22 protein-coding genes are annotated in these 21233 nt (G+C 29.2%); 6 read left to right on the top strand and 16 right to left on the bottom strand.

Annotated features, from left to right (window positions below; all coding sequences use genetic code 11):
* Positions 1–25: 25 nt before the first annotated feature.
* The 6 genes from B3603_RS16840 to B3603_RS16815 all read left to right on the top strand — a co-directional run bounded on the left by B3603_RS16840 (position 26) and on the right by B3603_RS16815 (position 3375).
* Positions 26–421 (top strand): hypothetical protein, encoded by a 396-nt coding sequence (locus tag B3603_RS16840; protein WP_291567050.1) that lies wholly within the window; start codon positions 26–28, stop codon positions 419–421.
* A gap of 49 nt (positions 422–470) precedes the next feature.
* Positions 471–785 carry a hypothetical protein gene (locus B3603_RS16835; RefSeq protein WP_291567048.1) on the top strand — a complete coding sequence of 105 codons (315 nt, stop codon included), beginning with the start codon at positions 471–473 and terminating at the stop codon, positions 783–785.
* Between the two features lie 214 nt (positions 786–999).
* A complete protein-coding gene (locus B3603_RS16830; protein ID WP_291567046.1) occupies positions 1000–1554 on the top strand; it encodes a VWA domain-containing protein in 555 nt (184 codons plus the stop codon).
* A gap of 41 nt (positions 1555–1595) precedes the next feature.
* The gene (locus B3603_RS16825; RefSeq protein ID WP_291567045.1) at positions 1596–1856 is read left to right on the top strand and encodes a hypothetical protein; all 261 of its coding nucleotides are present in this window, start codon (positions 1596–1598) and stop codon (positions 1854–1856) included.
* Between the two features lie 9 nt (positions 1857–1865).
* On the top strand, positions 1866–2249 hold the full coding sequence (locus tag B3603_RS16820) for a hypothetical protein (protein ID WP_291567043.1): 384 nt from the start codon (positions 1866–1868) through the stop codon (positions 2247–2249).
* A gap of 100 nt (positions 2250–2349) precedes the next feature.
* Positions 2350–3375: a hypothetical protein gene (locus B3603_RS16815; protein WP_291567041.1), complete on the top strand. Its 1026-nt coding sequence runs from the start codon at positions 2350–2352 to the stop codon at positions 3373–3375.
* Between the two features lie 75 nt (positions 3376–3450).
* On the opposite strand, the gene B3603_RS16810 is transcribed toward B3603_RS16815, so the two are convergent.
* The 16 genes from B3603_RS16810 to B3603_RS16735 all read right to left on the bottom strand — a co-directional run bounded on the left by B3603_RS16810 (position 3451) and on the right by B3603_RS16735 (position 21213).
* Positions 3451–4416 (bottom strand): tyrosine-type recombinase/integrase, encoded by a 966-nt coding sequence (locus tag B3603_RS16810; RefSeq protein ID WP_291567039.1) that lies wholly within the window; start codon positions 4414–4416, stop codon positions 3451–3453.
* A 304-nt stretch (positions 4417–4720) separates the two neighbouring features.
* Positions 4721–5533, bottom strand: coding sequence for a tyrosine-type recombinase/integrase (locus B3603_RS16805; RefSeq protein WP_291567037.1), 813 nt, complete (start codon positions 5531–5533; stop codon positions 4721–4723).
* 81 nt (positions 5534–5614) lie between these two features.
* Positions 5615–6229, bottom strand: a complete 615-nt coding sequence (locus B3603_RS16800) for a hypothetical protein (protein ID WP_291567035.1) — start codon at positions 6227–6229, stop codon at positions 5615–5617.
* A gap of 228 nt (positions 6230–6457) precedes the next feature.
* Positions 6458–6964, bottom strand: a complete 507-nt coding sequence (locus B3603_RS16795; protein ID WP_291567034.1) for a hypothetical protein — start codon at positions 6962–6964, stop codon at positions 6458–6460.
* A 101-nt stretch (positions 6965–7065) separates the two neighbouring features.
* Positions 7066–7530, bottom strand: coding sequence for a hypothetical protein (locus B3603_RS16790; protein ID WP_291567032.1), 465 nt, complete (start codon positions 7528–7530; stop codon positions 7066–7068).
* 33 nt (positions 7531–7563) lie between these two features.
* Complete coding sequence (locus B3603_RS16785; RefSeq protein WP_291567030.1) at positions 7564–7815, bottom strand: hypothetical protein; 252 nt, start codon at positions 7813–7815, stop codon at positions 7564–7566.
* A 102-nt stretch (positions 7816–7917) separates the two neighbouring features.
* The gene (locus B3603_RS16780; protein ID WP_291567028.1) at positions 7918–8703 is read right to left on the bottom strand and encodes an N-acetylmuramoyl-L-alanine amidase; all 786 of its coding nucleotides are present in this window, start codon (positions 8701–8703) and stop codon (positions 7918–7920) included.
* A gap of 86 nt (positions 8704–8789) precedes the next feature.
* Positions 8790–9062, bottom strand: a complete 273-nt coding sequence (locus tag B3603_RS16775; protein WP_291567026.1) for a phage holin family protein — start codon at positions 9060–9062, stop codon at positions 8790–8792.
* 16 nt (positions 9063–9078) lie between these two features.
* Positions 9079–9303 carry a BhlA/UviB family holin-like peptide gene (locus B3603_RS16770; RefSeq protein ID WP_291567025.1) on the bottom strand — a complete coding sequence of 75 codons (225 nt, stop codon included), beginning with the start codon at positions 9301–9303 and terminating at the stop codon, positions 9079–9081.
* A 215-nt stretch (positions 9304–9518) separates the two neighbouring features.
* Complete coding sequence (locus B3603_RS16765) at positions 9519–10892, bottom strand: PQQ-binding-like beta-propeller repeat protein (RefSeq protein WP_291567022.1); 1374 nt, start codon at positions 10890–10892, stop codon at positions 9519–9521.
* Positions 10893–10929: 37 nt separating this feature from the next.
* Complete coding sequence (locus B3603_RS16760; protein ID WP_291567020.1) at positions 10930–11835, bottom strand: hypothetical protein; 906 nt, start codon at positions 11833–11835, stop codon at positions 10930–10932.
* Positions 11836–11870: 35 nt separating this feature from the next.
* Positions 11871–14897 carry a hypothetical protein gene (locus B3603_RS16755; protein ID WP_291567018.1) on the bottom strand — a complete coding sequence of 1009 codons (3027 nt, stop codon included), beginning with the start codon at positions 14895–14897 and terminating at the stop codon, positions 11871–11873.
* A gap of 36 nt (positions 14898–14933) precedes the next feature.
* Positions 14934–15164: a hypothetical protein gene (locus tag B3603_RS16750; RefSeq protein ID WP_291567017.1), complete on the bottom strand. Its 231-nt coding sequence runs from the start codon at positions 15162–15164 to the stop codon at positions 14934–14936.
* Positions 15157–15372: a hypothetical protein gene (locus B3603_RS16745; RefSeq protein ID WP_291567015.1), complete on the bottom strand. Its 216-nt coding sequence runs from the start codon at positions 15370–15372 to the stop codon at positions 15157–15159. The genes B3603_RS16750 and B3603_RS16745 overlap by 8 nt, the downstream gene beginning before the upstream one ends.
* A gap of 14 nt (positions 15373–15386) precedes the next feature.
* Positions 15387–18092, bottom strand: coding sequence for a phage tail protein (locus tag B3603_RS16740; RefSeq protein WP_291567013.1), 2706 nt, complete (start codon positions 18090–18092; stop codon positions 15387–15389).
* A gap of 28 nt (positions 18093–18120) precedes the next feature.
* Positions 18121–21213: a phage tail domain-containing protein gene (locus B3603_RS16735; protein WP_291567011.1), complete on the bottom strand. Its 3093-nt coding sequence runs from the start codon at positions 21211–21213 to the stop codon at positions 18121–18123.
* Positions 21214–21233: the final 20 nt, after the last annotated feature.

The following is a 21233-nucleotide window of genomic DNA, read 5'->3' as shown; positions in this document are numbered from 1 at the left end:
TATATGTATAATGGGGGATATTGTAATGATATTTGTAATGCAAGAAAAACTAATAAAAACTGTTGAATTCGTGCTAGAAAATTGTGAGACTGTGATAGTTCCATATAACTGTTTTAAACTTTTTAAAATTAATCGTAGTGAGCCAATATCTAATAAACAAACTATAACTCATTTAGATTGCGTAATTGAAATCAGTAAGGACATGAAATATGGATCTACATGCTCATATAATTTTAAACATCCTTTTTATAGATTACATGATTGTAATGATATTACACAAATAGAGCTAACTTATGAAGATAATGCTAAAAGTTTAGTTTATGTTGATTGGCGAGAAGATGTATGGACATATTCAGATACTAATAAATATCAAATGAACACTTTATTTGACTATAATACTTTACACATACATATAGAATAGCTAGTAAAATAAATAGAAAAATATACAAAATATTAGGGATGTGATATAAATGGGTATGAAATTTTTACATTCTACTTACAAATATAATAAAGAAACATATACAAAATGCCCAATATTTGATGAAAGTTGCCAATTTACTCCTGACTTTATTAAAGGGTGTCAAGAAGGACGAGCAATGATAGGTTGCAATGAATGTAAAGAAACTAATCCAATGATTTTGTTAAAATGTAATTTGTGTGGTAACGAAGATCAATCAGGAAAATATGGAGAGCTTAAAAAATTAGGATGGTCAATTTTTCGAGAAGACAATGACGTAAAATGTATTTGCCCTCACTGCACTAATACAATAAATATTAATTTGTAACATTATTATACTATAAGAATTATAAAAATATTAAATTAAAAGTACAATTTTAATCATATATAAGGGAGATGAATGTAATGGTAAGTTTAGAAAAACAAGAAGCACTAAAAAAGATTTCATTGAGAAAAGAGACTTTCAGTGCAGCATTAAATAAAGCAGGAATTAATAATGACATAATAGCAAAGTAGTATTTGTTTTGGACACATCTGGATCAATGAATAGTTTATATTCTTCAGGAGTAATGCAAGAAGTAGTAGAAAGAATTTTCCCAGTAGCTCTAAAATTTGATGATGATAAAGAAATGGAGATGTTTATCTTTGCAGGCGGTAGATACAATCAAGAATTAAAACCATTAAACGAAAATAACTTCTTTGGATATGTGAGCAAATATATAGCTAATAATGTAGGAGGAGGAACAGACTACGCTCCTGTTATTAATAAAATTATAAGCAAATATACCAGGAAGACATTATTTAAAAGAAAGTCTTCTGAAACTCCTACTTTTGTAATATTTTTGACTGATGGAGATAATCGTGATAAAAAAGAAACAAAAGAAGCTTTAATTGAAGCATCAAAATATAATATATTCTTTAAATTTATTGGTGTTGGTAATGATAGATTTAGATTTTTAGAAGAGCTGGATGACCTTCAAGACAGAGAACGAGATAATGCTAACTTTATAAAAATACCTAATATATCAAAAATCTCGGATGAAGAATTATATAACAAATTGCTAATTGAATTTAGAGAGTTCTTAGAAACATTCTAAAATTCTTATGATAGCTTAGTGTATGAGAGAGGATAAATAATATGAGAATGTTTGAAGGAATGTATAGAGTCACTCAAGAGAGTAGAGAGCCTCAAGTGAGAGAAGAATTAATAAATAGGATTATAGATGAAGCTCATGAAGGATATCTCAATACATGTTTTAAATTGAATGAACTGGATGAATGTGATATAGAAGCATTAAGATATGAAGGTTTTAAAATATTTAAATTTACAGATAGATGGACAAAAGATAAATATTATTCAGTGAGTTGGAATTTACAGAAGGATTCGGAAGGGGATTAATAAATAACTATGGGATTCACCAAAATAATTTTAAAATATGGGACATTTAAAGACAAATGCAATTTAATTAAAGAATTGATTACTGGTAGATATCCAAAAGAAAAAGTTAAAATAGAATATTTGGCACTGATGTTTTTAAGGATGTCGGTTTTAATATTAGACACCGCTTGGGCTTTGGAAATAAATCTAAAAATAAAAGATATGAAATATATAGATGAATTTGCTAGTTATCTTGTAGAGATAAAAGATTTAGGGGTCTTTAAAGGTGACAATGAAGAAAGATTTATGGAGTTTCGTAAAGTATATGCAGAATACTATCTAAATTTTTTAAAATTATATGGCATGAGTGTGACGGAGGAAGAATTATCACATATAATAATGATGTTTATATAGGAGTAGTTAACATAACCATAATTATGATTACCTAAATTCTTATGTAAACTCAAAATTACACCTTAAAACTAAAATATGAAATAGAGAGGATTTTGATATAATGAAAATAGAATATACACAAGTTTTTGGATTTGAAACTGCATTTAGGGGGAAAAGAAATCCAATGAACAGTTGGCATAAATCAGATAGCTTTATAGACACTCAATTTGAGCTTAATGAAAATTCAAATATAGAAGGCTTTGTATTAGGTGAAGCAGATAAAAAATTATCACAAAGCTTGATAGTAGGTGGTACTGAACATTGTAAGTTCTTAAGACAAATACAAGTATGGGCTGATATAGATATGCCTAGATACTGGCTACAGGAGTTCGATACATATAAATTTTGTGAGAAAAACTCATGTTCCACTATACATAAATTATTTAACAAGCAAGCACCTATAACATTAGATATGTTTGTGGTATGTTCTGAAGATACTGATATTGCTCAATCACTTATAGATAGGTTAAATAAAATTAGGGGAATATGGCTAACTTCAACTAGCCAGAAAGAAAAAGACTACTGCCTATTAAGAGCAAAGAGAATATTAATGGAAGGATTCTTGCAGCTAAGAACAGTCAATACCAATTATGCTGAACTACGAAATATATATCATCAAAGAAAGAATCACCGATTAAAAGAAGAATGGCAAGATGTATTTTGTAAATGGGTGGAGTCATTGCCTTATTCTAAAGAGTTAATAACATATACGGAGAAAGAGTTAGAAGAAGCTAAAGATAATTCTAATAACACAGTTAAATTATCAGATGGCACATTATGTATTCAAGGTGCATCTGGTAATAAAATAGTTATAAATAAATACGGTGTTGATCTTAGACAGTCACCTGATTCGAGTATTAGCATTGAATCATTATCTAATTCTAATAATTCACCTAATGAAATTAGAGAATTTGTAAATAAAATAATTAAGGAAACGAATAAAAAAGAATCCGATACTTATTTACTTATTAGTATTGGTTTGATGCATAACATAAAATTAGATGAAATGAGGGAAATCTACAGTAAATATGGATTAAAAGCTTTAACAAATAAAATCAGGAAAGTTAGTTCTTTGCCTAAATCATAATTACAAAAAGAAAAAAATAGGGAATTCAAAGCTACATTAATTTGTAGACCTTTGAATTCCCTATTTAATATTTTACTATATACTATACTTATCCATTTCTTCTTGTAACTTATCATTATCTTCAGTTAAATAGAAGTCTTTAGTAACCTGCGTTGAACGATGGTTTAATGCCTTAGATACACTTTCTAAAGACATACCATTCTTATATTTTATATCACTACCTGAGTGTCTTAAATCGTGCATAGATAATTCAGGCTCATTTATAATTTTACCTATCTTTTTAATCCAGCTACTTTTCATTGTGCCTACATCTACTTTATCATAAACTCCACCATATTTAGTTATAAATAAATATTCATTCTCTATTCCTTGCTCTTTTCTTTCATCTGTCCAGTGCTTGATTAATTCTATACATCTATCATTCAGCATAAGATCTACTTCATAGCCTTCTTTTTCAATAACACCTTCAATTCTTCTGTTTTTAAAGTTTATTTGATTCAATCTTATACTATTTAACGCAGTTACTCTAGCCATACTATGTAATCCTAATTCAAACATTAATGTCAACTGTATATTGTTAAGCTCTTTTAAACCTATCCTTATTTCTTCGACCTGTTCAGGTGTCAAGAATATTCTTTTTATCTCATATTTTCCTTTTTGAATCTTAGGTCTTTCCAGTAATTCAACTGGATTCTCTTTTATTTTTCTTTTCTTCTTATAATATATGTACATTGATGATATAGTCGATAATCTTCTAGCCATACGTCTATCTTTATTCTCAAAAATACTTTGACACGTAGCTAAAAAATCCTCTAAAATATCTGCCATATCATCTGTATCTATATCTAATATGTATTGATTATCATGGTTTTTTAATATAAATACAAAGAATTGATTCATGTCAGTAGTATAATTATACCTAGTGCTTTCACTTAAAGTTCTTTTACCGTTTAAATACTTCTTCCATAAATCCTTATTCATTGGATTAATTTTTTCAATTAATTCTGGAGTCGTATATTGTACTTTTTTTCGTTTAGCCATTCACATCAGCCTCCAATCTTATAGTTTTTTTTGCAAATAAAAAAGACCATCTATTTCGATAGTCTTCGACTCTTCATATTTATATTTAAACCATTCTGCTTTTTATATGTTGTATTTCCCTATTAAAAATGTTATAATATAGGTATCCATATACTATTTTAATTGTTATTAAATATTAGACCCAAAGTAAACATTATAAATTAACAGTACAACATACACTCAAACTCAAAAAATAAAAAACACTTTATGCGGTCGTCTCCCACACTAAAGTGTTTTTTTACTTTGTTTATTAAATTTTCAAGTTTTAATCTAAAGTATTGACAATATCTAATAATTCTTTTTTAGATTTAACGAGATATCTTCTAGTGATATTAATGTCACTATGACCTGCTAAATCTGCCAATGTTGCAAGATCCACCTTAGTAATCATTTTTCTACAATATAGATGTCTTAAATTATGATTATGTGCTTTTTTCTTGTCTACTCCTACTAATTCTGCATATTTTTTAAAAATTTTATTTGATGTACTCCTTGTTATAGCTCCCCGTTCTCCAGTAAAAAGTTTTTCAGTCTTTTTAATTCTTACAGTCATATACTGTTCCCATATTGTTCTTAATTTATTAGGTATAAAAACATATCTGTATTTGTTACCTTTTCCTCTTATTAAAATTATATCTTTTTCTATATCATGGATAGTTAGCTGAAGACATTCTGAAATCCTCATGCCAGTATAATAAATTGTTGAAAGCAAAGCTTTTGCCCGATAATCTTTTTCTTCTTCTGCCTTTTTAATTATCTTAGATAACTCCTCACGTTCAATTACATTATCTAAAAAATTTTGTAACTGCACTTTTTCCTGACGTATTTTTATACTCTTTCCAGAAAACTTCATAAACACATTTAGAGCTGCCATCTTTCTATTTATAGATGGCACTTTATACGCTTGTCCAAAGAGAAACTCCTTATATTTTTCAATATCCATTTCATCAATGTCATTAGTCGATTTTTTTATATATGTAAAAAATAGCTCTACATCTTTACAGTATGCTGCTATTGTCTTTAAATCTTTACGTTCTCTTAATAAATATTCTTGAAAATGTTTGATTTCCTGTATCATAATTTTACACCTCAAGAATATTATAATATGTAAATTATAATTTAGCAATCCGCCTCATAATATTTCTTATGAAGCCAATTTTTAAGCATTATAAGCTGATTTAATTTCCTTCTCGTGATTCACTATTAATTTTGCTATTTTTAAAGCTTCATCAACATTCATAGTTCCTTTAAGTCTATTAAAAGGCTTGTACGATAAAATTAAATTGCAAACTAGACTTGTGCCACCTTTAGAAATAGGGTGCTTATGTTCTACTTCGAAATCTCCAAATCTATTTTTGTAAAAAGCTTGTTCAAGCGTCATATTGTATATTGGATCTTTCACAATTTTTGCAAACTCAATAAATTCATTAAAAGATAGATAGGGAGCATCGTATTTTTTAGAATGACTCTCCAAACTTTTATATCTATATTTTAAATGGGAAACAAAATCATTTTCATAGGTGTACACCATCTTTTCACATGAGCATTTTTTACATATATGTTTTTTATTTGTGAAAGTTCCTTTTGTATCACTAAATTTATCAATGTTCAGATATTTATCACATGAATTACATAATAAATATTTATTTCCTTCGTATTTTACCAAATGTCTTCTGAAACCATGCCCATTCGGTTTTTGACTTCTCCTTATTACTTCTACTTCACCATTATCAATTAATCTATCCATTTCTTCATACGAAAAATATTTCTCCATAATACCTCCCATCGCAATAAAAAAAGAGTCAAGAACAAATCTCAACTCTAAAAGTAACAATTATCTCTTAATAATCAATATTTAACTTCGATTCTGCTGGAAAATAAATTTTTAAAATCCTTCAAATGTATATTTATATGATTTTATTAAAACTTTTTTATTGTTTCTTCAACAGAATCGAAGTGTGATTTATAATACTCTTGTATGGCACAGTTAATTCACCTAAAATTATTTTTTCATTATACTTAAAGCTCCTTTAAGACACATTAAACCTATAATTAAAGTAATACAAGTAGTTATTCCTGCTGATAAGTTGAATTTTGCTACAACAAAAGGTAATATACCATATATAGTAACTACAAATATAAACGGCATTAATATTATTTTATTAGCTTTCTCAATTCTACTGTCATGATCCGTAATAGTAATATCAATATTATTTAACATATTTGCAGCATCAAAATGTCCATCTAGGATGTACAAAATTGAAGTAAGCAACATAGGTGGCATCACTTTATGCCTTTTTCCACTTATTATTTGATATGCTTCCTCATCATTCTCTATAATAAATGTTTTATCCTTAAAGCTATATTCTATTTTTTCATCATCACCCATTTTGATGTAACCATCATTCCCTATATCAAACTGATAGCATTGACTTATTCTGCTTCCTTGATCTTTTAGTTTCTGCTTGACCTTGTCAAACATAGTTTCCTTTTTTATAATGCCTTCCATAATTTCCTCTCCTATCCAATTACTTATAGAAGAACATTTCGACAATATAACCTTAAAATCCTCTTTTTTCCTAGTATTACTTTATATTACTTTGTATTACTTTATATTGTTATATGGATAGGTGAAGCCTTCTCAAAATTATTATCTTTAGCTTTCAAGTCAACAATTAATTCTTTAATCTTTTCAACTATCTTTTCTTCAAACAATAAAATTTTAGCTTGACAAATTAATTCTTTTGTATTTAATTTCGTTTGCAGTTCGCTATCTAATATATCTTTAATATTAATTTCATATTTTGCTTGAAAGTTTTCCGTCAATGGGAATACTTTGTCCATGACAGTTAAAGTTACAGTTTCTCCATTATCAGATTCATCTAATACCACTTCTTTATCCTTGATATTAAACTTGCCACTAAAAGTTAAATCTTTGTAACTTATCATGCATGGATAATTTTCTAATAATTCTTTTTCATCTTCTGCAGTAATGTCAGTACCACCATAATTCTCAAATGATATTATGGTTTCAAATCTATTATTTTTAACGTCTCTTTCTATTTTTAATTGCATACAATTTTCTCCCTTCGTTTTTAATATTTTTATCTAAAGTTGACGATACATTGACGTTACCAATTGTATTAGCTCTCTAAAATTTTCTTTGTCTATAGTTTCTGATATTTCACACAACCCCAATTTATCTATCATTTTTATTTCGCATAGTTTATTATTTGCCTTTGCTGAATCTAAATAAGATAGAACTAATTGATGTCTATCAGAAATATCGATTGTTATTTTACTTATTGTTTGTTTGTTATCTATAGTTAAAAAAGGATCATAAATGACTTCTGCTCGCATAGAAACCCTCCCTTGTTTTATACTTTTGTAGTTTGGTTTACATTAAATTTAGATAACCATAATTTTGATTATGTAATCTATTATATTCTTTAATTCTCATAATTACACTAATTTAGCAGCTTCTTTTAAACTGTCATATCTATTTGTATTAGGCTTACCACCTATTCTTATCACTTCTTTTGCTTTTATATTTTTAGCTTCATAATCACTTGCTTTCATTAATGCACATTGGTATTTCTGTGCTACTAAAACAGATGCAAATATATCTGCATCCCCAGCATATAAAACTATTTTCTCCATATCAAATTCCTCCTTATTTATTGGTTTATCACTCGTTATAGAACTTCCATGAATCCCTTCTGCTATGCTTTTCCCTATTACATCTACTCCAAGCTTTTTATATAATGCTACATCTCCTGCAGCTTCTACAAAACAAGTTTCTACAATAACAGCGTCCATAGCTGTACTATTTAATTCATATAAACTTCCACTATATTTGACACCTCTTGGCTTTTTAATATTGTCAACAAATCCCAGCCCAGCTAATTTGTCAGCAATTCGTTGACCATACATTCTAGAAGATGAACTATTAGGATACACCCAAGTTTCAGCACCAATTTTACCATTATGGCTATCGTAAGCTTTATTAAAATGGATTGAAATAAATAAATCTGCTTTCCATTTATTAGCCTTGTCAACTCCATAAGATAAGTCTGAGTTTATAGTATTATAGCTATCTGGAGCTGTAACATCTAGCACTTCATGACCTTCTTTCCTTAGATACTTAATTACTACATCTTTAACTTTTCTATCTTCCACAACTTCGTTCAATAGTGCAACTGCTCCTGGAACTGAATAATTATGACCACCTCTTACTGCTATTTTCATATATCTGTCTCCTTTCACTGTATAATATATTTTAATATTTTAAATTTAAGGTGTACTAAACATTATTAATACACCTTTTATAATTTCTAATCTAATGGTTTGTCCTCTACTTTCTTCTTAGTGGATTGTTTAAATAACTGATTACTATAAACAGTAGCCCCTACTACTAGCACACCTTGAATAATAGCATTAACGTTAAAACCCATTATAGCTATAGCACCAATTACTCCAACAATTAAAAGTATCCAAGGGATTAACCAATCCTCAATTTTCTCAGTGTTTTTCAGCATCATGCCCAAAATATATAATGCTGGTATTAATATCAATGCTTGTTCAATTATAAAATCCATAATTTCCATGTACAAGTACCTCCTATTATTTCTTTAATATAATTTTAATTTCTTCTACGTCTTTTTCTACTTTAGAAATTTTGTTATTATTTTCTGTCAGATTCTGTATAATTGATTGATTTTTTTCTATTGTTTGATTTAAACGATTCTCTCTGTCCTGTGTAGTCTTGAGAACATAAATTAATAAGAATACGAACAATGCGTATCCTAATCCCTGACTAATTGCTACTTTTACTATTTCTTGTTCCATATTACACCTCCAGCTTCTAATTAAAACACTTCCTTTATAAAAAGATATTATTTATTTACTTATCCATTAACTAGCTCAACAATCCCTCATATGTTTCATCACACCTTCCAAATGTTTTCACAAAATAAAAAGCAGGTGTCATAAAGTCCTTATAAATTAAGACTTTTTAACCCTACATCTTTGATTAGAATTCACATTTTATAAAAACGATATTACTACAATATTTTATAACTTTCTACCATCAATTTTACGGTTGAACCTGATGCAATAGCAACAAACCGTTTTGCACTTGCACCACTATGAGCTGCTAAAGCATTTATAGTATAAGCATTGTCAAATGTCCATATCTCCCCTCCACCATGATCTGTCTTTATCACTTTCTTGTCTGCACCACCAGTATAGACTCCAGTATCTGTTGCTATTATCATATTGATAGAACCACTATGTTCTGTATACCATGTGGATGAGCCGCCATCTGCTGACTCTCTAGAAATTCTTCCTTTAGAGCCAGCCATATATGTAATTTTTTCATCAATACTTGAGTGAGTAAGTGCATTTATAACCCCTATATCATCACTACCACCACTTCCTCCTACCTCATTACCATCTTCATCATAGAAATCGTATCTTTGCCTACTTGTGGAAACGGTCATTACATCTGCTGAAAAGTTTCGCATCCCATTGAAAACTATCGCATTCACTGTGCCACCTAATGACCTTCTCCACACCTCTGTACCGTTACTAATACTTATTTTTCTTAATGTACCATCTGTTCCCCCTGAATACAGATACCATCCATTTCTATCCGCCAATAAAGAACGCACTGATCCACTATGACCTGTGAACTTCCATTGTTCTTTTCCCATATGATCCAATTTCCTTATTGTTCCATCATCCCCACCTGTATAAATCGATCCCCCATTAGATGATGCTGTCAATACTCGTATTGCTCCAGTGTGTCCAGTATATTTCCATTTTTCATTACCATCGGAATCTATATATCTTACTGTTTTATCAGCACTACCGGTATAGATACCTCCATCCCAAGCCATTTCTAATGTATTTACGCTCCCACTATGACCTGTGAACTCCCATATCTTCTCTAATGTCACCTGTGCCTTGTCACCTCGTATAATGTCACCAGAACCATACCCAGATTTTATATTCTTTATAGCCGTAGAAACTTGATCCCATGTACTATTAGTAGTAACACTTCCACCTTTGGCGTTAACTGCTGTCACTACTTTGCTTTTAGCATCAACGCCAGATTGAAAAACCTCATTTACCATTCCTATGATATCATTCTTTTCTGTAGTTGCAGGAGTGCTTGTCGCAGTTTTACCATTAAGTTTTTCAGAATTTAAATTTGATTGCAATGTACCATCTTTCTTTGCCATTGTATTTATATTTTCAACAGTCTTATCTAATTCACTTTTAACATTACTTACACCATCATTGGTCTTTTCCAAATCACTCTTAACAATATCAACAGATTCATTTAAGTTAGCAATATAACCACCAAAGTCTGATACGCTTTTTATTATCTCTGGTATAATTTTTGTATTCTGAATTGCTGAATTTGTAGCCATACAATCACCCTCTTTAATTTAATATTTTATGTAAATGCTATTTTTCATCTTGCTTTAAAATTTCTATTTTACCTTTAAACTTTGAAATTGGTTTAAATCCATTAACCTCTTTTGTTAAGTCCTCTATATTATCAAATCCATTATCTTGAAAATTTTTATCAACTGGTTTATATTGTCCTGTTTCATTATCATAGAATTCAGGGTTTATACTAAAATATTGATTATTTTGTTTTATTAAATATTTTTGATATTTAATAATTTCAAGAACGGGACGCCAGCCAACGTAATCACCACTAAAGCTCGAACCAAAAACATCGAAATAAATAGCAGAATTATTACCACGACAAACACGCCAAGACGTATTATATACTTCTTGACACAAAGAAAAATTCCCCCACCAATGCCATAATTGATTATGCTCTCCATCTAAATCATTATAGTCCAAGGTCTTATCTAAATCACTTGAATTTGGTTTTGTTAATCCACTTATATTGTCTGCATTTTCAATGAATCTGTCATATTCATTGGGTAATATCCCTCCTGAGTACCCATCTGAGCCACTTCTGCGAACACTTCCTCCAGTTAATAATCGGCAATTATATTTTACTTCATCTATTGTTATCTCTTTTCCTATCACATATCCTTCATTATTGAGATTATCCCATGTAATTCTATTTAATATTACCCTATCACATATAAAAAGAATTTTATTTCCATCTTTTATTTTTATCCACTTTAATTTATTTTCTGCTTTAGAAGACGTATCTCCTATTATCCATTTACTCATATCTTTTAAACTCGTGAATTGTGGTACATTACCTTGTCCCCTATTTGATAACTTACCAGGAGAACTGTCACTAACCCAAGGTCTAATTGGAAGAGGTAGTTCTTCACCCTCTTTATGTAGAGTACCTAGCTCAACCACTCCTAAAAATTCTGCCATAAAATTCACCATCCTTATTATTAATAAAATAAGTTTTAATAATTTATTTTTATATTACCATCAAATTTTATATAAACCTGTAATAATGTGTTACTAGCATATATGACATCAAAATCAGTTTCTTTAGCTTGTACCCATTTACCTTGTCCATCATATTTAATAGATAAGTCTTCTAGTTCTTCTATTTGACTTATATCATCCATACTAAATAAATAAGCAAACCTTATTTTCTTAGTTGTAAGTAAATCATTCCAAAACACATCGTTAATACTATTGAATAAATCAATAGCCATACCTTTTTCTTTTATATCTTCTAAATTTAAATTTATATTGTCCCATTTTTCTGATTTAAAGGTTTTCCATGTTTTCCCTGAATCTACACTACAAACTATCTTTATGTTGCTCCCATTAGCCTTTAATTTAAAATAATCAATACGTTCTACATGGCTTAAATCCATATCATTTTTTGGGGTTAATATTGTATCATTTGGTATTGCTTTAAGTTCCAACTTCTTTATAATTCCATCTTCAATATTCTCTATATTATCTATCATCCTGAAATTATCTAAATCAACAACTATGCTATATCTAGTATAGTCTTCGGTATCTTCTATAATATTATATTTAAACTCATGTTCTAATTTTAAATGAACCTTATCATCAAAGATTATGTTTTCATCTTCTTTGAAATCACTGTTTGAAAATTCATTTTTGGCTATAATATTTTGTTCTCCTAATTCATTCTTCAATACATTTACCCTTGGAACTTTAAAATCTACTGTATTAATAGGAATACTGATTATTTTAGGATTTTCTGGACTTCCTATCACTCCAATTTGTTCTATTTGTTTAAGTCCTACTCCTGTTGCTTCTCCTCCACTATTTCCATTATCTATGTTTTTAATAATCTCATCTATTTTCTCTTTATACGTATCTGTAAAATCATTAGAAGATAAATCTTTACCTTCTATTTTATCAACTTTATTTTTTACCTTGTCTACAAATGATTTTTCTAGTTTTTCTTCTTGAATGCTATCATTAGGTATTAAAGAGACATCAATATTTCCAATTGTCGATGCAACATTTTTTCCAAGTTTAAAGTGAAAGTCATCATCTTTTTCCCATTTTATAGTAGCATCAATATTTTTTATTTGTGGTTTTCCATCTAACATTACAACTTGATAATACTTGTTTTTTTCTAGCAGCCACCCATTTAAATGCACCTCTATACTATCTTCATCTATATTATAATGTTCTATATTAATCGGTATAAATTGTGTTTCCTTATCCAGTTTAACAGATGACTCCAAACTAACATATTTATACCCTACCCCATCAGGAATTTGTTTTATTGGTATTTTGCCATCTTTAAGTGTAGCATACACTTCATCATGATTATGGTCAATAGATGCTTTGTCATTTATTGAAGATTCTAAATCAGTTTTTACTTCTTCAGCATTTTTACCATTTGCGTATTTTATCATATCCGCATTATGTGTATCTGGGTGTACATATATAGTGTCTGTAAGTTTCGCATCAGCAGGAACATCACATTCTACTGTATGTCCATTAACTAACTTGGCATTATCTACGATTCCGTCTCCGTCTGAATCATAGTCCGCCATCATCATATCTCCTGCTCCATATTCCTTTAAATCTAATTGGTCAGATGGAACTTTCCCATTCACAAGGGTCGCGACTGTTTTTCCTTTTTCATCATTAGGTATATAGTCCATAGATGGCAATTGTTCAAGTAATACCTTGCCATTTTCATCTACATCAGCTTTTTTATTTAATAATTCTTTGATTTCTGAATCATCATAAATAGTGTCAGTAAAATGAGCGTTTGGCGGTACATTACTCTCTACTGTATGTCCATTAACCGTCTTTGCAGTATCAATTACTCCATCACCATCTGTATCATAAACTTCCTTCAGCATGTCTCCTGAACCTTCACCGTCAGCCCCTCTCATTGCTATACAAGTCCAGTTCGTTTTATTAATAGGTAAGATTCCAATTGTATTGTCTATAAGACACTCATACGAGCTTCCACCATATGTGGTTCTATTATATTTCATGTATTTTTTAGTATTGTTATATTCTTCAAGCACACTAAAATTATCAACCGTATTTTTAATATTTTTATGTTCTTCCTGTCTTACTTTTTCATTGGCAATTCTTTCATTCTCAGCACTTTCTCTTTTGGTTTCTTCCTCAATTCTACTCTTTTCATTAACAATTCTTTTTTCTTCTTCAATGTTAATTTCTGATAACCTATTATTGACTTCTTCAACTTTATTATCAATTTCTTGTATTTTGTTTGTTCCACTTGTCACATTCCCTGCTAATGTATCATTGATATTTGTAGCATTGGTAATAACAATTTCTAACTCATCTTTTTTATTATTAGCATTAATTGTTGTCTTTTCTAAGTTGCTCTTACTAGTATTAGCATTGTTTATCAATGTACTTAGCTCTTGTATTTTTGCATTTATATCTTTTAATAACTTAGTTAGCTCATCAAATCTTATACGCCCATCTTCAATCGCTTGTAGTAATTTATTGTTTAGTTCTTTACCATCTTTAATCACAGTATTCAATTGAGTGTATAATTGTTCTGCATCCTTTACAACTGGCTCTAATTTTTCTATTGCTATAATGCTATCTTTTGCAGCATCAATTACTACTTGTAGTGTTTCCACAATATTATCCTTATACTTTGTGTAAATACGACTTGCTGGGTACAATACAATTCCTGTCCCTTGATATTCAACTGTTAATGTCTGGTTATCTTTTGCTGAATTGAAATAAACCAATCCTAGATTATAATTAACCCAGTATTGGTTTTCAGTAATTTTATTAGGATTATAGTATTTTTTATCTATTTCATACATTCCATTTATTTTAACTTTATAAAATGAATTAGGAATTTCGGTCAGTATGGCAATATTATGTACTATTTTTACTTCTTCACTGATCTGAATGTATTGCCCATCTTCTCTTTTTTTAATTAATATTTGAGAAGTGTCTAATCCATTAGACTTAATTATCGGTTCGTTCATGTCAATTCCTCCTTTTAATATTTTCATTTACTTGATTTAAAATATCACAAAAGGATAACCTAATTGTTCAGCTCTATTTTTACATGTCAGTTTTATCTCATTTAATTGTTTTTGGATTTCCGCTTCATTATCTTTTATTGCAACCTTATCTAATGGAGTAAATATAAAATCAGAATTATATAACTTCACATCAAATCCATATGTAACACTTGCAACTTTAATATCAGAAACTGTTATGTTATATGTAAATCTAATATTTTCATTCATCTATCTTATCCTCACTCTTTTCTTCATTTTTCTTAATTTCATTTAATTCTTCTTGTATGACTTGTACAACTACATTATCTAAATTTACTTTTATTTCATTTAATATCATTTGTTTAACTGTAATTGGCAAATCATAATTCTTATTATTTATTGCATTAACAATATTCTTTTTATATTCCAATATTTTTATATCAATCGGTCTATCCATACTATATCCCTCCTCTATGCATTATGAAATCCTCTTGAGTCTACATAAGCACGTACCTGACCATCAATTATAAAGTTTATAGCTCCGCTTTCTATTCTTATATAATTATATCTATCCCATTTTAAACGAATTGCAGAACCTCTACCCTGTTCATTGTTATAAGTCGCATCAAGCGAACACTCTCCAAATAATCGAATGATTGGATTTCCACTATCTGTTGAGTTAATAGACTCACAGTCAATACTACAATTCCTCCCTAATTTTATACCGTATCTATCCATTGTTACTGAAGGTGATATATCATTGAAAGCGTACTCTACTGCACTTGAACTTTGTCTGATTATACTATATATTTCTCCCTCACTAACTTTTGATGATATCTCATATGACAATTGTGAAATTGCACTTGTAAACTCATAATCTGAAACTTTTGTTCCGATCATTTGTGAATTCATGGCAATCTGACTACTATTTCCATCAATATCTCTAACCATATTTGCAATAACTCTATCTGTTTGAGTCCTATAGCTAGTAAACTCCGAACTTTCAACTTTACTAGAAATTAATTGACTTGTTTGTATTTGATAGGATTTAAATGTTTCATCTGATACTTTTGAAGCTAACATATCTTGGGTTTCTATTTTAAAAACTCCTAAATCTCCTGTTAATCCATCTATATAATATGCTAATTCATCTGTCATATCATAGTTCTGTTTTGCTTGCTGCCATAGTTGCCTTTCAAATTCATTTTCCAAATCTGAAAGGTGATCTTGCATTATACTAGTGATTGAATTCCCACTGGCATCCACTACTCTGTCTGGAGTAACTATTACATCAACACTATCACTTAATTTACCTTTTATTAAGCTTGCATCTATGCCATTACCATCTATAAATTTTTTAAAATGATTTTCGCCTTCATTGGTAATCTGCAGTGTTCCATTGTTAACTCTAATCCCTAAGTTCTTGTTATCTTTATCCCATGATGTTAACCCTAAATGATTTATTATAGTTTTATCATCTGCTCCTGCTATAACTTGTCGTTGTCCTGCTTCCCATGCTTTATATAAAATTTCCTGCATATTATTTGTTAAATTTTTCAAGTTATCAACGTCATGTCTAGTTTCTGAAACTATAGCACTAGCTGAACTAGCATTGTATAACATTTTAGCTATCTGTGTTTGTTTATCCTGAAAATCGAAGGTTGATATTGATAATTGTATAGAATTATCTTCATGATTTAACTTTATATTTGTTATTCTAGCTTTAGTTTTATCAATTCCAAATTCATGATAGTTGATTGTTACAACATCTCCGATAATTAGCTTTTCCCAATCCTTTTGAGCCTCAACTACTTTTATGAAATTAATAATTCCTATATTGGTAATCTTTTTAGGCATTTTCAACCTATTAAAATCTTCCTGTGCTGCCATCATTAATTCTTTTACATCAGTAATATTATCATTCTTATAAGTTCTTACTATTTTATATTTTTTTAATTCTTCTAGCTGAGTAGGTGTAAAGTTTTTTACTTCACTTAGTTCATATTTTAATGAATTGATTTGTGCGGTTATAATTTTTATTTGCTTATTAAAATAATCAATTTCTTCTTGTTTGTTTTCTATCTGTTTAATTGTTTTTTCTTTTTCCTTAATTACTTTATCTTTAGCCGAATTAGTGGATTGAGCTATGTTCAGTCTACTTTCTAAAGCACTTAGTATACCTCTTAGGTCATCTAGTTGTATTTCTTTTATTGTTAAAGCTTCTTCTATCTTTATTTGCTTTTGTATTAATTCTTGTAGCTTACCTTTATTCTTAATCACAGCTTCATCAAACTTTATAATAGCTTTACATAAGTCATCATCCATATAATCTGAATGACGTATGACATTTCCATTGCTATCTTCTTCATAAGGATATAAAAAATAGCTATAATCAGTTAAATAGCTTTGTCCAGTCGGATTTACAGTATTTATACTTATTCCATCTTTACCTTGTACTTTCAAGATAGTCACTATTTCATCACTATTATTTTCTTCATCTAAATTCTCTAGATATCTATTATATTGAAATACCAAACCATTATCATTCCCATAGGTTTCTTCATCGTAAAAACTGATTGAATTATTTATGGTATTCCATTCTATTATTGCATTAAATTTCTTTGCAATTTGAAATATTGCATCCAATACATTACTCTGCCCATTTAATTCTATACCACGTTTTTTCTTCATTAATGTATCATCAACATGACTTAAACTCCAAACAGTGTCTTTTAATATGCCATCAATATCTCTTAAAATATTCCCATTGCATATTTCTTTAATTGTTGCAGAAACAACATTATAATTATATAAATCTGTTTCTTTTAACATACAGGGAGTCGATTGTAACGAAACTACTTTTTTTAATCCATCACTAGACTTCTTTTGATTAGTGACTATATGCCATTCATCTATATTATTGTATTTAACTCTAACGTAATGTCTACTTTTAATCTTATCAAATAATGGATTGACTACTTTTTCATTGTTCTTTTCAATATAATATGGAATAGAAAATGTAATTTTATTGATTTCACCCATTGTGATTTCCTGTTCAAGCTCAAAATAGTTGTTAATTTTACCTATAGCATTATTCTGATTTCTATATAAAGTCATTTTCAATTTAGGTGCTTTCAATGTATGATCTATACTAAACTGCGTAAAATTATTACTCAAAATAATCAACTCCCTTCATTTAATATTTTTATAATAGTTTGTATTTCATGTTAAATTGTATCAAGCAATTCCCCTCAACAATTAATCTGTTTACCCCTGTAACTAATTCCAATTCTTCGTTATTAAATACATCGACTACATTAACATTTTTTGTACTCTCTATATATCCATTTTCACTATCTACATATACTTCTTCACCATCAACTAAACCATCTTGACCACCTATTAACTTTTTATTGCAATCCCAATAAGTGTTCATAGCCGTTGTTGATACCGTTATATTGCTTTTTTTACCTGTTGTTCTAGATACTACGCTGATTAATTTTTTGTCTAAATCATAGGTAATATTTAAATCTGTATTATTTTCTTTTATAACATGTGCTAACTTTGGAATAATTTCACTCATTAATGCATCCTTGCCGCCGTCTAATGTAACCGTAAATTTATCATCCATTGTCTTAAAATCGCAACTGTAACAATTACTTATTACAGGTATTAAGTTTCCTAATGTTCCATATTTTTTATTGGTTATTTTTATAATATTTCTGTTGCTTGAGCTATATTCAAAATTTATATTATCATTATCTAGCTGAAGACATTCTTTTATGTATTCAATCAGTTTTTTACCTTTAATCTCATCTACATTATCATAACTTGGATCTAGTCCTCCCTTTAACGTATTATTATCAAATTGATTTATAATCTCACCTTGCTCTGATTGTTTTCTACTTTCTTCCCAATCATTTACTACAGTAACTATGTTATTTCCTTCACTACCATTTTCATTGGCAGTAATGCTTATAGTGTTTGTTGTTTTATCGTATTTAGCTTCAACATCTTCATTTTTGAAAGTACCTTTACTGTAATGAATCCAGTCAATTCCGTTTCCATTTATAGCTCTTTCTATATTTTCACAAGTTTCTTCTACTGTATCACCTTGTCTTATTTGATAAGGTCTAGTGAATGAATTTCCACCTAACAATGTTATTTGATTATCTTGTTTTTTGAATAATATTACATTAAACATATAGTTGTATGAGCTATATTGATTTTCTACACTTTTAGCATATTCTTTTATTTTATCTTCTGTAGCAAATCTATCTTTTCCGCCTAGACGAATAGTTCCTGCTACATCAATTGAAACTCCATCTTTTGCAGTTTTTTCTCCTAGAACAATATCACCACTAGAAATTATTCTTTTCATTTCATCAACTGGCATTCTTTCAGTTCCAACAAACCTGTAATTAAATTTAGATAAATATTTCCTACCATTTGCTAAATCTACACTATTTCCATAAACTACTTTCCCTATTCCATGATTACTCGTAGGATTCTGTTTGAATAGTTTGCTTGGTGATTCCAATGTATAAGCTATAGTTCCATTTTCATGATAGCTTATCATTGAACCATTGCTGGTTTCTGTTACTTCTTTAATTCTTAATAGTTCAAATTCACCTTCACTATACTCCTTACCTTTATATTTAACTTTACTTGCATTAACTTTTCCCTCATCTACTCTTTTAGCAAGTAAAATAATATCTCCCTCTTTTGCTTGCAAGTTATAATTTCTTATTCCACCTTGTGCTAAATTACTTCCATTTGCTTTTGCTACAACAAATTTATCAGTTACGGATGAACCTTCATCTATTCTGAAGCTTGTAGCATCTCTTCTGAATACGCTTAATTTATCACCTGCTATTTGTCCATCAATCTTACTTAAAATAGGATTAAATTTACCTGTATCCCCTAGCCCTAACATTGGTATTCCACTAAATTTAGTTAGCTTATGTAACTCAAATAGTTTTCTATTACTAGCTGATAGATTTTTGTTTTTCTCTTCATTGAAATATGGTACTCTTATTCCATTCAATGTATTATCCCTTTTCTCATTTATCAATAATACACCTTTATTGATGATATCAGTTCTTAAACCATCATAATCCACATTTGTTTTATCCCATGACATTATGTTAGTTCTTGCTTCTACTAAAATTTGGCTGGCTGTTGAAGTTGGAATTACATGATACGTTTTTTCACCAACTGTAATTTTAGCATCACCAAATGCATCATTACCCCTTACACGTAGAACTCCTTTTGCTTTGGTAGTATAGTTTTTAATATTAATTGGAATATTCCCGTTCTTAGCATTGAATATATCATTTAAATCAAATTCATAAGTATTATCACCTATGGTAATTGTATCTCCATCTTTAATAGGTTCACTATTAAATACTAATTTAGCTCTAGCAGGTGAACACCATGCAGATAAATCTACTTTAATGTTGCTTTCATCTTGTTTTTCCCACTTATCAGCGTCCCATATCTCATTATCATTTGACCTTAGACATTTATATATAACTCCATCTTTGTTAACGTAAGTTCCTTCAAGATACAACATTCCCTTTTGCCATAACTGAATGTGACTATTTATAATCCCATCTCCTGTATCAAATTCATAAACTCTATCACCTATCTTAATAAGCTCTTCATCGTATACAGTACCATTAAATCGTAAGTTACCTTTCCCACTTTTGGCTTCGGTAAATTCTGTTGTTCTTCCACTATTGGACATATTTGTTATTGATAAAGCTCCGTCTCCTACTTTTCTAATCCAGATTTCAGGACTTATATCCAAATCACCCTTATTCTCTAATATAATTTCTGCTCCTTCTTTGCTATTTTGACTTAAATCATATATACAACTTAGGTAATTAGGTGTCTCTGCATAATAAGTCTTACACCTCATTGTTAGATCCAAATAGCCTTGAACTAGTCCATTGTGTATTATTGAAATATCCTCATATGGCATACAATAATAAATTTTGTTCTCCATATTTTGAAAATATAATGGTTTATAGTTATCTTGATTTAACCATCTGCATACATCTCTAATGTCTTTTTCTGTTAATTCATCTTTAAATACAATACGCATTTTAAACGACAAAGGCTCACGTTTTACCCCTTGAAAATATGGGGTGTCAAATTCATTAGTTGTTGTTTCAACTATATTTCTACTATGCATTAGTTGTTCAGTTATTAAATCATTGCTATCCGAAACACTCCAAACTCCATAATCTTCGGAGCATTCCCCGTTGTACCAAAATATCAAATCTGTTTTCATTATTAATTTCTCACCCCACT

The organism is Clostridium sp. UBA2485, from assembly GCF_002341865.1.
In the GTDB taxonomy this organism is placed as follows: Bacteria; Bacillota; Clostridia; order Clostridiales; family Clostridiaceae; genus Clostridium_J.
The sequence above is the reverse complement of the archived record's forward strand: the minus strand, read 5'-3'. Positions and strand labels throughout refer to the sequence as shown.

What these genes read in the sequence shown, in the direction of transcription:
- B3603_RS16755 (WP_291567018.1), bottom strand. Translation starts at nt 14,897, where the DNA reads ATGAACGAACCGATAATTAAGTCTAATGGATTAGACACTTCTCAAATA.
- B3603_RS16765 (WP_291567022.1), bottom strand. Translation starts at nt 10,892, where the DNA reads ATGGCTACAAATTCAGCAATTCAGAATACAAAAATTATACCAGAGATA.
- B3603_RS16780 (WP_291567028.1), bottom strand. Translation starts at nt 8,703, where the DNA reads ATGAAAATAGCAGTAAGAGGTGGTCATAATTATTCAGTTCCAGGAGCA.
- B3603_RS16795 (WP_291567034.1), bottom strand. Translation starts at nt 6,964, where the DNA reads ATGGAAGGCATTATAAAAAAGGAAACTATGTTTGACAAGGTCAAGCAG.
- B3603_RS16800 (WP_291567035.1), bottom strand. Translation starts at nt 6,229, where the DNA reads ATGGAGAAATATTTTTCGTATGAAGAAATGGATAGATTAATTGATAAT.
- B3603_RS16770 (WP_291567025.1), bottom strand. Translation starts at nt 9,303, where the DNA reads ATGGAACAAGAAATAGTAAAAGTAGCAATTAGTCAGGGATTAGGATAC.
- B3603_RS16775 (WP_291567026.1), bottom strand. Translation starts at nt 9,062, where the DNA reads ATGGAAATTATGGATTTTATAATTGAACAAGCATTGATATTAATACCA.
- B3603_RS16835 (WP_291567048.1), top strand. Translation starts at nt 471, where the DNA reads ATGGGTATGAAATTTTTACATTCTACTTACAAATATAATAAAGAAACA.
- B3603_RS16790 (WP_291567032.1), bottom strand. Translation starts at nt 7,530, where the DNA reads ATGCAATTAAAAATAGAAAGAGACGTTAAAAATAATAGATTTGAAACC.
- B3603_RS16750 (WP_291567017.1), bottom strand. Translation starts at nt 15,164, where the DNA reads ATGAATGAAAATATTAGATTTACATATAACATAACAGTTTCTGATATT.
- B3603_RS16815 (WP_291567041.1), top strand. Translation starts at nt 2,350, where the DNA reads ATGAAAATAGAATATACACAAGTTTTTGGATTTGAAACTGCATTTAGG.
- B3603_RS16840 (WP_291567050.1), top strand. Translation starts at nt 26, where the DNA reads ATGATATTTGTAATGCAAGAAAAACTAATAAAAACTGTTGAATTCGTG.
- B3603_RS16745 (WP_291567015.1), bottom strand. Translation starts at nt 15,372, where the DNA reads ATGGATAGACCGATTGATATAAAAATATTGGAATATAAAAAGAATATT.
- B3603_RS16825 (WP_291567045.1), top strand. Translation starts at nt 1,596, where the DNA reads ATGAGAATGTTTGAAGGAATGTATAGAGTCACTCAAGAGAGTAGAGAG.
- B3603_RS16735 (WP_291567011.1), bottom strand. Translation starts at nt 21,213, where the DNA reads ATGAAAACAGATTTGATATTTTGGTACAACGGGGAATGCTCCGAAGAT.
- B3603_RS16760 (WP_291567020.1), bottom strand. Translation starts at nt 11,835, where the DNA reads ATGGCAGAATTTTTAGGAGTGGTTGAGCTAGGTACTCTACATAAAGAG.
- B3603_RS16785 (WP_291567030.1), bottom strand. Translation starts at nt 7,815, where the DNA reads ATGCGAGCAGAAGTCATTTATGATCCTTTTTTAACTATAGATAACAAA.
- B3603_RS16810 (WP_291567039.1), bottom strand. Translation starts at nt 4,416, where the DNA reads ATGGCTAAACGAAAAAAAGTACAATATACGACTCCAGAATTAATTGAA.
- B3603_RS16820 (WP_291567043.1), top strand. Translation starts at nt 1,866, where the DNA reads ATGGGATTCACCAAAATAATTTTAAAATATGGGACATTTAAAGACAAA.
- B3603_RS16830 (WP_291567046.1), top strand. Translation starts at nt 1,000, where the DNA reads ATGAATAGTTTATATTCTTCAGGAGTAATGCAAGAAGTAGTAGAAAGA.
- B3603_RS16805 (WP_291567037.1), bottom strand. Translation starts at nt 5,533, where the DNA reads ATGATACAGGAAATCAAACATTTTCAAGAATATTTATTAAGAGAACGT.